10 protein-coding genes are annotated in these 12489 nt (G+C 33.7%); 3 read left to right on the top strand and 7 right to left on the bottom strand.

Annotated features, from left to right (window positions below; translation table 11 throughout):
• Positions 1–15: 15 nt before the first annotated feature.
• Genes CHRY9293_RS10455 through CHRY9293_RS10430 form a run of 6 tightly spaced genes read right to left on the bottom strand, consistent with a single transcriptional unit; the run spans position 16 to position 7071 of the window.
• Complete coding sequence (locus tag CHRY9293_RS10455) at positions 16–765, bottom strand: succinate dehydrogenase/fumarate reductase iron-sulfur subunit (protein WP_162032926.1); 750 nt, start codon at positions 763–765, stop codon at positions 16–18.
• A gap of 12 nt (positions 766–777) precedes the next feature.
• On the bottom strand, positions 778–2694 hold the full coding sequence (locus tag CHRY9293_RS10450) for a fumarate reductase/succinate dehydrogenase flavoprotein subunit (RefSeq protein WP_162032925.1): 1917 nt from the start codon (positions 2692–2694) through the stop codon (positions 778–780).
• Between the two features lie 11 nt (positions 2695–2705).
• Positions 2706–3362: a succinate dehydrogenase cytochrome b subunit gene (locus CHRY9293_RS10445; protein ID WP_162032924.1), complete on the bottom strand. Its 657-nt coding sequence runs from the start codon at positions 3360–3362 to the stop codon at positions 2706–2708.
• Between the two features lie 17 nt (positions 3363–3379).
• A complete protein-coding gene (locus tag CHRY9293_RS10440) occupies positions 3380–4810 on the bottom strand; it encodes an anion permease (RefSeq protein ID WP_162032923.1) in 1431 nt (476 codons plus the stop codon).
• A gap of 18 nt (positions 4811–4828) precedes the next feature.
• A complete protein-coding gene (locus CHRY9293_RS10435) occupies positions 4829–5986 on the bottom strand; it encodes a porin (RefSeq protein WP_162032922.1) in 1158 nt (385 codons plus the stop codon).
• Positions 5987–6018: 32 nt separating this feature from the next.
• On the bottom strand, positions 6019–7071 hold the full coding sequence (locus CHRY9293_RS10430; RefSeq protein ID WP_162032921.1) for a linear amide C-N hydrolase: 1053 nt from the start codon (positions 7069–7071) through the stop codon (positions 6019–6021).
• A gap of 355 nt (positions 7072–7426) precedes the next feature.
• Here CHRY9293_RS10430 and CHRY9293_RS10425 point away from each other — a divergent pair, with 355 nt between their 5' ends.
• From CHRY9293_RS10425 to CHRY9293_RS10415, 3 genes are all read left to right on the top strand, one after another.
• On the top strand, positions 7427–9619 hold the full coding sequence (locus CHRY9293_RS10425) for an ATP-binding protein (RefSeq protein WP_162032920.1): 2193 nt from the start codon (positions 7427–7429) through the stop codon (positions 9617–9619).
• Between the two features lie 27 nt (positions 9620–9646).
• On the top strand, positions 9647–10198 hold the full coding sequence (locus CHRY9293_RS10420) for a biliverdin-producing heme oxygenase (RefSeq protein ID WP_162032919.1): 552 nt from the start codon (positions 9647–9649) through the stop codon (positions 10196–10198).
• A gap of 112 nt (positions 10199–10310) precedes the next feature.
• Positions 10311–11237 carry a malate dehydrogenase gene (locus CHRY9293_RS10415; protein ID WP_122546525.1) on the top strand — a complete coding sequence of 309 codons (927 nt, stop codon included), beginning with the start codon at positions 10311–10313 and terminating at the stop codon, positions 11235–11237.
• A 387-nt stretch (positions 11238–11624) separates the two neighbouring features.
• Here CHRY9293_RS10415 and CHRY9293_RS10410 read toward each other — a convergent pair whose 3' ends face one another.
• Positions 11625–12419: a helix-turn-helix domain-containing protein gene (locus tag CHRY9293_RS10410; RefSeq protein ID WP_162032918.1), complete on the bottom strand. Its 795-nt coding sequence runs from the start codon at positions 12417–12419 to the stop codon at positions 11625–11627.
• Between the last annotated feature and the right edge of the window lie 70 nt (positions 12420–12489).

Here is a 12489-nt window from a genome sequence, read left to right as displayed (position 1 = left end):
TATTTCAGATTAGCATTATTTCTTTCTAAAAAATAATGCCCTATTATATTCATAGTTCATTCTTGCGATATTTAATACAGAAATACCCTGTGGACATTCTATTTCGCATGCTTCTGTGTTGGAGCAATGTCCAAAATGCTCAGAGTCCATTTGTTTAACCATATTGAGAACTCGTTGGTTACGTTCTTCTTTCCCTTGTGGTAGCAAGGCCATGTGTGAAATTTTTGCTGAGGTAAATAAAGCGGCACTTCCGTTTTTGCAAGTGGCAATACATGCTCCACACCCAATACATGCTGCGGAATCAAATGCTTCTTCTGCCGTTTGATGAGTGATAGCGATTGTTGTTGCATCGGTTGCTTGACCTGTATTCACTGAAACAAAACCTCCTGAGGATATAATCCTATCCAGGGCTGATCGATCTACTTTTAAATCTTTCTTTATAGGAAATGCAGCTGCTCTGAATGGTTCAATAATAATGGTTTCCCCATTTTTAAAAGAGCGTAAATGAAGTTGGCATGTTGTGGTATGTTCTAAAGGTCCATGAGCAATTCCATTGATCATCATTCCACATTGTCCGCAAATTCCTTCACGACAATCATGATCAAATTCAACAGGTTCATTACCTTCAAGAATAAGTTGTTCGTTTAAGGTATCCAGCATTTCTAAGAAAGACATATGAGGGTTCAGGTCTTTTAAACTGTAATTATACAGTTTTCCTTCACTTTGACGATCTTTTTGTCTCCAAATTTTCAGATGTAAATTCATGAGCTTTATTTTTTATTTATAGCTTCTTACGGTAGGTTGTATTTCTTCAAAAATTAAGGGTTCTTTGATGAGTTCTGGCTCATTATTTTCGCCTGCCCATCCCCATGCGGATATGAACTGAAATTCGTTGTCATTTCTTAAGGCTTCTCCATCAGGGGTTTGAAACTCTTCCCGAAAATGGGCGCCACAAGATTCGTTTCGTGTTAATGCATCATAACACATCAGTTCGCCTATTTCAAAATAATCGGCAACACGGCCTGCTTTTTCCAATTCGGTATTCATTGTATCTTCATGACCAGAAACTTTTACATCGTTGTAAAATTCCTTTTTTAGTTTTCGGATTTCTTCAATAGCATATTTTAATCCTTTTTCATTTCGAGCTAAACCACAATACTCGTACAGTAATTTGCCTAAAGTTTTATGATAATAGTCAACTGTTTTTGTCCCTTTAATATTGATTAAATGATTGATCTGCTCTTTTACGATCTGTTCTGCTTTTTCAAATTCTGGGTGTTCAATTGAAATTTTTCCGGTATGAATTTCATTAGACAAATAATTGGCAATTGTGTAAGGCGCAATAAAGTATCCATCAACAGAAGCTTGGAGTAAGGAATTGGCTCCTAATCTATTAGCTCCATGATCTGCAAAATTAGCTTCTCCTAAAGCAAATAACCCTGGAATGGTGGTCATTAATTCATAATCTACCCAAAGACCTCCCATTGAAAAATGGGCGGACGGAGAAATCATCATGGGTTCTTCGTAGGCATTATATCCTGTGATTTTTAAATACATATCGAAAAGATTACCATATTTTTCTTCAATCTTTTCTTTTCCTTGTTCCTTGATTGCTTTAGAGAAATCGAGATAAACAGCATTTTTTAAAGGCCCAATTCCAAAGCCTGCATCAATTCTTTCTTTTGCAGCTCTTGAAGAAATATCTCTTGGAGCTAAATTACCAAAAGCAGGATACCTTCTTTCCAAGTAATAATCTCTTTCATTTTCAGGGATATCATTGGGTTGGCGATTTTCCTCTTTATGTAGAGGTACCCATATTCTGCCATCATTTCGGAGGGATTCGGACATGAGGGTTAATTTTGATTGATAGTCTCCGGACTGGGGTAGAGAAGTAGGGTGTACCTGAATCCAGCTTGGGGAAGCCATTAATGCTCCTTTTTTGTGGGCTCTCCAAATAGCAGACCCATTACAGCCCATCGCCAAGGTGGATAAGTAATAAATTTTACCATATCCTCCTGTTGCCAAAATTACTGCATGGGCAGCATGTCTTTCAATTTTTCCGGTGTCTAAATTTCTTACGATAATTCCTCTTGCTTTTCCCTCTATTACGACTAAATCAAGCATTTCGTGTCTGGAAAATAATTGTACTGTTTTCTTACCCACTTGTCTCATCAATGCCTGATATGCTCCTAAAAGCAATTGTTGCCCAGTTTGGCCTCTTGCGTAAAATGTTCTACTTACTTGAACTCCACCAAAAGAACGATTATTCAGATATCCTCCATATTCTCTTCCAAAAGGAACACCTTGAGCAACAGCTTGATCAATTAGGTTCAATGAACATTCTGCCATTCGATACACATTGGCTTCTCGGGCTCGGAAATCACCCCCTTTCAATGTATCAACAAACATTCGGTAAATACTATCGCCATCGTTTTTGTAATTTTTAGCAGCATTTACTCCTCCCTGTGCTGCTACAGAGTGAGCTCTTCTGGGACTATCTTGAAAACAAAAAGATTTTACATTATAACCCATTTCTCCTAAAGATGCAGCAATAGAGCTTCCTGCTAATCCTGTTCCAACCACAATAACATCCAGCTTTTTTCGGTTAGCAGGATTGACAAGCTTAGCCGTTTTTTTATAATTTTCCCATTTTTTTTCTAACGGGCCTTCTGGTATTTTTGAATTTAAAATCATAATCTTTCAATTTAGTGATAAGTGAAAAATAGATAAATCGGCATTAAGGTAAATCCAAGGCTGATTATTACAGAATATGCAATTCCAACGATTTTAAACCATCTTATAAATTTTGGATGATACAATCCTAAGGTCCTAATCGCACTGTAAATCCCATGGATAAGATGATAACCTAATGCAATCATAGAAATAATATAGATAAGGACGTACCACCATTCTTTAAAAACATTCACCACAAGGATATACAAATCTTTATTGCCATTCTTATCCAACGGCAGATTCCCAAATTTGTAGACATACCAGAAATTCTGAAAATGGATAACGAGAAAAATTAGTATAAGTGTTCCTAATACTCCCATATTTCTAGAGTACCATTTACTAGCTCTCCCACGTCTGTCGGTCTGATAGTTTGCGGCTGATCTTTTATTTTTTAAGGTAATAAGTAAACCATCTAAAGCATGAAGAATAATACTTGCATACAAGATATAGGAAATAGTTTTGATCACAATATTTCCCGATAAAAAATGGGAGTAAGCATTAAATTGAAGATGTGCTTGTTCTTTAGGTAAAAATAACTGAAGATTTCCTAAAAAATGTATTAACAAAAAGAAACTTAAGAAAAGACCTGTAAGACACATCAACATTTTACTTAATAACGTTGATTGCATTTTTTTAATTTTAATGATTAATAATATCCTAAAACTTTCATCCAAAGTCCACCAACAATCATATAGATAATTAATAGTACAATTCCTATTTCGAGACCTCTTAGCCACCATGCTTTTAGTTCAACATATCCACTACCAAAGAAAACGGGAGCAGGACCATGACCATAATGGGTAAGAACTCCATAAATTGAGCCTAAGAAACCAAGCATCATAGCTAATAACATAGGAGGAATCCCTACCGCTACGCCTACACCTAATAATGCGGCATACATAGCTGCCACATGAGCCGTCGCACTGGCAAAAATATAGTGACTGAAAAAATAGACTACAATAATAACAGGGAATGCTACCTGCCAACTTAGTCCTCCAATTTTAGCTTTAATAAGATCACTAAACCAACCAATAAATCCAAGTTCATTTAAAGAGCTGGCCATCATAACCAGAACAGCGAACCAAACAATGGTATCCCAAGCTCCTTTTTCTGATTTTACGTCTTCCCATGTTAATACAGAGGTAAGTAACAGAAGGGTTAGGCCAATAAAAGCTGTTGTTGTTGCATCAATGGAAAGTGTACCTCCAAATATCCACAAAGCCAATAATATAAAAAATGCCAATAACATGAGCCATTCATTTTTTGAAATCGGTCCCATTTCTTTAAGCTTTTGGGCTGCCATTTTAGGAGCGTCTCCTGTTTTTTTTAATTCAGGTGGGTATAATTTGTATAATACTAAAGGAACAACGAAAAAAGCGACCAGCCCGGGAACAAATCCTGCAGCAGCCCAAGACATCCAAGTAATATTGATTCCCAGATTGGCTGCAAATTTTTGGCACATAGGGTTGCTGGCAGTTCCTGTTAAAAACATAGAGGAAGCAATGAGATTCATATAATAGCTATTCAATGTAAGATATGAGCCTAATTTTCTGTGAGTTTCCGGTTTATCGGGGACAGAATCAAAGCTTATAGCCATTGATTTCATAATAGGATATATAATACCACCGCCTCTTGCTGTATTACTTGGAATAGCCGGAGCTAAACATACGTCAGCTAATCCTAATCCATAGGCGAGACCTAAAGAGCTTTTTCCAAAAATTCTAATAAATAAAAAAGCAATTCTATTTCCTAATCCTGTTTTAATGAAACCACGGGCAATAAAAAATGAAATCCCAATAAGCCAAATTACTTTATCTCCAAAACCGGAAAGAGCTTTTGTGATTGATTTTCCGGCATCTCCCGGTGCGACTACTTGTGTAAGAGCCGTACATCCTATTGCCATCATACACATTGTTCCCATGGGAGCGGCTTTTAGAATGATTCCCAATATTGTTGCAGCAAAAATAGCAAAAAGGTGCCATGCATTTTCAGTTACACCATCTGGTACCGGGATAAACCAAATAATAATAGCAATAGTCAATGTTATTGCTACGTTTTTGATATTAATTTCTTTCATGATTATAAGTTTAAGTAATTAGAATCTACTCTGTACCTGAATAATGAATAGATTATTATTATATTGTGATGTATTTGCAATTTGGTGTTTATAGCGGTCAAACTGTACACCCAGTTGAATTCTTGCGCCATAATTTTTCAAAAATTCTAAGCCAAGCATCGGGGTAATAGTTTGTCTAGGATTTGAGTTTAATCTGAAATTACTATCTAAATATTCGTAACGACATGAGAATTCAAGTGCACTCAGATTTTTGTGATCAATTTTATATCTTACATCTGGAAGAAAATAAGCACCTCGAATTAAATATTCATCAGGGTTTTTAGGCCGAAGTTCCGGATCTACAGCAAAATATAAGGGATGGTTGGTTGCCTGTTTTGCTTCTAGCTGCATATCCAAAGACCATCTAGGATTAAAATTAATAAGAGAGCTAAAATCTATTCCTAAAGCATATACTTTTTTACTAAAAACATCACCAATTCCCCCATTTAAACCCATATTAAAATTATATTTTTTAGAGAGCTCGAAAACTAATCTTGTTGAATATTGCTTTCCATCATTATTGTCGTTAACTTGATTTTTTCCATTCCCATTTACCACTGAAACTCCATATTGAAATGGGATTTCACCCAATTTAAGTTGTCCTGTAGCAGACATTCCTATTTGGAAACTAGTCCAACCGAGTTTTCCGAATTCTAAATACTGATTGGACCAGTCTAATGATTTGATAATGTCAATAGGGTAGGTTTCTTCAAGGCCAAACCAAGGTCTGAATTGTCCTACTGTAATAGCGAGTTTAGGGTTAAATGTGTATTTCAGATAGGCATTCTCAAGAACTCTTGTTTTAGGATCATTCTTAAAATCGGCTAAATTGACCAAGGCAACAACCTCTGTTCTTTTACTGATCTGAGCATGTACCTGAACCCTCATGTATTTAACCATAAAGCTATTGCTTGTACCTGATTCATCGCTATGCTGAAGGCCATTTACATCCACATCTTTAGTCATTCCTACGAGATAACGGGCTTGAAAAAGACCTTTGATTAGAAGTTGTGGATATTTCACATTATCTTCCTCAGGTTGGGTTTGTAGGGAATCCGGCACTTGTGCCTTTATTGAAAAGGTAAATAAAAGAAAGTACAATGGCAGACACCTCTTTCTTTTTGAAAAAAAGATCATAATAGATAGTTTATTGAGTATGAATTTTTATTTTAAGAATTAAGACCTAAAAATTTGAAGGACTTTGAATCTTTAAAGTCTTTGTTTGCTTTTCCGTTGTATGTTTGAAAATTACTAAGATCGAGTTTCATTATTTTACCTTTTGCGCTTAGGTCAAAATCGGTTAAATTCACCCAAAAAGTGTTGGGGGTAAAGACTGTTTCAAAATAATAAACAAGATTTTTTTGATCCGAAACGGAACGCCATCTGGTTGAAGATATGTTAGGCTCTGTTTCTGAAGAAATACCATAAGGAACAGAACAATTTCTGATCACACTGAATGTACTTGCAATGGCAGTTCTTATGTTAGAAGTTTGAGGAATAGCATTAATATAATATGATGCTCTTACAAAGCGATCTGCAGCACGATTGGTACCAGGCAGCATAACGGTTCCCGGAATACCTTTCCAATAATTATTCAATGCAAGCTGTTCTTCAAATATTGGAGAATTGGTCATTACAGTGTAAGATGGATCATGATGGATAACAAGTTTTCCATTGATATATTCAAAAACGGCATTATCCCCTGTAGCATCAGATAGAGAAAGGTGTACAGTAGCGAATCTTTCGGTTCCTGGGATATAATCACTTACAATGATAAACGGATCATTTTTTGAGTATTCAACGGCTTCTTTTACAGTTGCAAAATTATCAAGAAAATATTGTGCCCATAAAGATATGGCGATTCCTTTTTGCTGGCCTTTAGGGTCAAATTTAGGATATTGTGATTCTCCAAGCCATAATAAATTAGCAACTAATCCTTTCTCATTCATTCCGTCTGAGGTTGCAATATCCCAAGAGCTACTAATGATACTTCCATATTTTGCAGTCCATTGTAATGATAGAGGACCTACTTCTCCGGTACGGTGTATTCCTTTTGGGAAAATCCATAGATTAGCAGGTATTTCATCACGCCAATCCATAGAACGAGCGGTAATGACAGTGTTATCGGGTCCTTTGTAAACCACTCTTGTACATGCTTCTGAGGAACTCCATATTCCTAGAAAAAAAATGAAAAGAAAAGAGAGTAAAGAGAATTTTTTCATAGTTATATTATTGAAATTATAAGTGAAAGATAGATAATTTAATTTTTTCAGTTCACTTTATTTTGGGTGTTTGGTGATATAAATTTAATTATTTTGCTTTAATTAATTTATAATTTTTACGATTAATGTTATTTTTGTGTTCTTAATTGTAATTGGGTATGTTTTTTTAGAAAAATTGATGTGTCGGAAATCGACGTAGATAAAGTTGTAAAAAAGTCATTTTTCATACAATGCTAGCAGGTTTACGGCGGTTATATATTTTAGAGAATTAATCTTTCCTTTTCTTTTATATTTAATTAATATAAAGCAATATTGATTAAAAAAAAGCGTTATATTTGGTAGGTTAATGAATCATATGAATTTTGTAGAGTGTCATGAAGAGCCCATTCATATTCCGGGTTATATACAAAGTTTTGGTTATCTGATTGGTATTGATGCGAAATTTCACACCATTACTTTTTTCAGCGGGAATATTGAAGATATTTTTGATATCGAAAATAAAGAAGAACTTTTCGATAAAAGACTTATAGATTTCCCTGAAAGTTTTGAAAGTATTATTAATTCTGATATTTATAATTCTCTAGAAAGATTTACCAAAAGAGAAAACGAGACCCATTTTGATAAGGTTTTTTTTAAGAAAAAAGAGTATCACTTTTCTATTTTTAAGAATAAGGGACATATTTTTTTAGAGTTTGAAGAAGTAATGGATAATCCTAACAAGCGAATTACTAATAAATATGATAATTTCTATATTATTGAGGATGAGAAAGATATTTGGGATCAATTGTTAAGTACCCTTTCTAATATTGTGAATTATGATCGGATGATGATTTATAAATTTATGATGGATGGTTCGGGAAAAGTGATTGCTGAACGGAGAGCGGAAAATATGGAAAGCTATCTGGGATTACATTATCCAGAATCTGACATTCCTAAGCAAGCAAGAGAACTTTATCTTAAAAAAAGGAAAAGAATTTTCAGTAATGTATATTCGGAAGTTGTTCCGCTTTTGAGTAAAAATGTAGACCCTATTGATCTTTCTTTTACGGCCTCTAGAGGGATGTCACCTGTTCATGCTCAGTATGTTAAAAATTCTGGAGCTTCTTCCAGTTTTAGTATTTCAATTATTATTGACGACCATCTTTGGGGATTGGTGACTTGTCAAAATTCTGCTCCGAAACATATTGATCTAGAAGATCGTGTACAAGCAGGTGTTTTTACTGCTTTAGCATCCAATGCCTATTCTTCTTTCAAATCAAAAAAAGAATTAAAATATCGTTTAAGCCTAAATAAAAAATGTTCTCAACTAAAAACTGAATTTTTAAAACATAGTAATTTGTTTGATTCATTAGTGGAGAGTAAAACAGAAATTAAGGAGTTAGCGGAGGCAGATGGACTTGTTATTATTTCGGATGAACAAGTGGTGAGAGATGGAGTCACTCCTTCCTGGGATATTCTTGAAAAAATTGTTCTATGGGCGCATGAAAATACCTACGAAAGTATTTTTGTAAGTCGTAGCTTTCTTAAAGACTATGGGGAAGAATTAGGTTTAGATGAAACGGCTGCCGGGATTGCGATCTATTTTGCGGAAAGATCTAAAAATGAAATGCTGATTTGGTTCCGAAAGGAATTTGATGAACATATCAGTTGGGCAGGAAAACCTGATAAAAAGATAGGTGTACTTTCACAAAATGGCGAGGATAAACAAATCATTTCTCCAAGAACTTCTTTCCATATTTTTACCGAAAATATTAAAGGAAACTCTAAGAGATGGAATGCTAGAAATATAAACGCTATACAGGCGGTAAGAGATCTTATTTTAGAAACTTCCCATAAAAATTATAGTGCGATTAAACGTCTTAATGATGAGCTTAAAAAAGTCAATGAAGAATTGGATAGTTTTTCATACACCATATCACACGATCTAGGGACTCCTTTAACGGTTATAAAGCTGAACGCTCAAATGCTTCTGAATATGCTCACAAGTGAATCAGAAAAGAGTAAATATAAAATCAATGCCATTATAGAAGAAATCGACGGCATGTCGGAAATGATGAATGATGTTTTACAGTTGAGTAGGGCAAAACATAGTGAAATAGAATTGGAAAGCTTGGAGACTCTACATACGATTCATAAAATTTCAGAAAACGCTAAGATTACTTATAATAGTATGAATAGTGAGGTGATCATTAAAGAATGTCCTGAAGTACTTGCTGATAAAACATTGCTTCATCAAGTATTTTTAAATATTATCAATAACGCTATAAAATACTCTTCTAATCAAGAGAATCCAAGGATTGAAGTAGAAGGTGTAGAGGAGGGCCCCTCTATTATTTATACCATTTCAGATAATGGAATTGGGATTCCTGAAGAAGAAAAACATAGAATGTTTAAAATTTTTAGTAGAATGGATAATGCGAAGAATTTTAAAGGAAATGGGGTAGGTCTATCAATTGTTCATCGAATTATGAGTAGAATTGGAGGGAGTGTTGATTATGAAAGTAATAAAGAAGGAACCTCTTTCATTTTAACGTTTAAAAAACCTTAATTTTGAGATAAACTAAAATCCCTTATTATGTTATCGGAATATCTTAAACGTAATACTGCAGAATACCATGATGCTGCAGAAAAGCTTTTTAACTCTGAAAAAATTTTTAACCGGACTTTTACTTTAGAAGATTATAAGAAAATTATAGTTACAAACTACGTCATGTTATTGAATTCGGAAGACAAAATATTCAATAGTCTTTCCAGTACCTATGAAGGAAAGCTCCAATTGATAGAAAGAAAAAAGCTATTTCTTATTGAAATGGATTTGGAGAGTCTTTCTGTAAAGGAGACAATACCTTCTTATGATATTGAATTTGATGATGAAAATGAAGCATTAGGAGCTTTATATGTGATTGAAGGTTCTACATTAGGAGGCCATGTAATTGCAAAACAACTTTCTAAAACAGGAGGCTTTGAAAATGTTACATTCAATTTTTTTGGGTGTTATCACGAAAATACGGGTTCGATGTGGAAAACCTTTAAAGAAGTTCTTGATACTAATGTGAAAGAAGAAAATTACAATGAAGTGTTATCTGGAGCAAAAAAATTATATACATTCTTACTTAACCTCAATTAAGCTTCTTTAAAATATAATTAAAATTCCCGAAAAATTGCTCAATTTTTCGGGAATTGTTAAATTTGGGGGTTTTCAATTTTAAACTAAATAATAATTTAAAAGTAAATACATTATGAAAGTAACTGTAGTAGGTGCAGGCGCTGTAGGAGCAAGCTGTGCAGAATACATCGCAATGAAAAACTTCTGTTCAGAAGTAGTTTTGGTAGACATTAAAGAAGGTTTTGCTGAGGGTAAGGCTATGGATTTAATGCAGACAGCATCACTTAATGGATTTGATACAAAAATTACAGGTACAACAGGAGACTACAGTAAAACGGCTGATTCTCATGTTGCAGTGATTACTTCAGGTATTCCAAGAAAGCCGGGGATGACGAGAGAAGAGCTTATAGGTATCAATGCAGGAATTGTGAAAGAAGTTACAGAAAACTTAGTAAAGCATTCTCCAAATGTGATTATTATTGTTGTATCTAATCCAATGGATACTATGGCATATCTTGTACACAAAACATCTGGTCTTCCAAAACACAGAATTATTGGAATGGGAGGAGCATTAGATTCTGCAAGATTTAAATACAGATTAGCTGAAGCGTTAGAAAGTCCTATTTCTGATGTGGATGGTATGGTTATCGCTGCTCACAGTGATACAGGTATGCTTCCATTATTGAGCAAAGCAACAAGAAATGGGGTTCCTGTAACTGATTTCTTGGACGCTGAACAACAACAATATGTAATCGAAGAAACCAAAGTAGGAGGAGCTACTCTTACTAAATTATTAGGAACTTCTGCATGGTATGCACCAGGAGCTGCTGTTTCAGTAATGGTTCAAGCTATTGCATGTGATCAGAAAAAAATGATTCCTTGTTCTTTAATGCTTGAAGGTGAATATGGACAAAGTGACATTTGCTTAGGTGTTCCTGCTATCATTGGTGCAAATGGGGTAGAGAAAATTGTTAATGTAACACTTACTGTAGATGAGCAATTGAAGTTTGCTGAAGCTGCCAAAGCAGTAAGAGAAGTCAATGGTGACTTAAAATTCTAATTCATTTATTTTTTATATAAGAAAGCGTATTCAAAAGGATACGCTTTCTTAGTATTTGCTCGTTTACTTCAATTTATCTGAAAAAATTACACTATATAAAAAACAAAAAGCGGTAAATACCGCTCTTAAGAAATTATCTAACAATTATTTAATATTTATCTGAATTGAGTGGGCAAAGCTTGTGAAAGTAATTTTTAATATGGTATTTTCACTAAAAAGCTTTCTTATTTTGTATCTAACGAATATATGAATTTATTTAATATGGATTATTATATATTCAAAAAAACTGTGAGTTTTTTATTTTTCTTAAAAATGAAATAGGAGATTCAGATAATAATGAGATGGTTTATTTTAGCCACAACATATACCTCACTCAAGATAAAGTCTTCATCTGTTTGATTTACTTAATATAGAAGGAGAAATTCCATATTCCTTTTTGAATACATAAGAAAAATGAGAAAGATCCTCAAAGCCTAAATCAATATAGATATCGGTGGGTTTTTTATGTTCTTTATCTAGAAGAAAATAAGCTTCCTGAAGACGTTTATTGATGAGCCATTTTCCCGGAGACATATTAAAAATAGATCTAAATTCTCTTTTAAAGGTGGATAAGCTTCTCCCTGTCATAAAAGCAAAACGTTCTAGGCTTACATTGAACTTAAAATTATGATTCATAAATATTTCTAAATCAATTTTATGAGGAATATTAAAATTAAAGAAAATATTCTTCAGGCTAGGATTATTTTTTAATAGAATCATTAAAAGTTCTTCTCGCTTAATATCTTCAAAAGCATGATCTAATTGTGCCATACCTTGATAATAAGGTTCTAATGATTGAATAAAACTTTTAATGAGCCTATCTTCATTAATGAATAGAAAAGAATCATTATTATTTATAGGTTCCACTTGATAAGGATGACGCTCTAGAAATTTTTTTAAGAATATTTCATCAAAAGAAATGATTACTTTTTCAAATTGATCCTCTTCTTTATATTTGGTATATCGAACCAAATGATTTTTTCTTGCAATGCAATAATCACCAGGTTCCATTGTGTAGTGCTTATGACCATCATATGAAGCCATAGAACCTTTTAGCAAAAATAGAAAGAAATGCTCAGGAATAAATTGTTCTGAAGATATTTCAGGTCCTAAATGACAAGACTGTAGATTATTAAATTTCAATTTTGCTTTTTTTATGTTTTAGTTTCCTATGCCATTATTAAAACAAGTTCCTGTTTTAACCCTTGTTTTA

Source organism: Chryseobacterium potabilaquae (assembly GCF_902728265.1).
GTDB lineage: Bacteria > Bacteroidota > Bacteroidia > Flavobacteriales > Weeksellaceae > Chryseobacterium > Chryseobacterium potabilaquae.
This window is presented reverse-complemented; position numbering and strand designations above follow the sequence as displayed.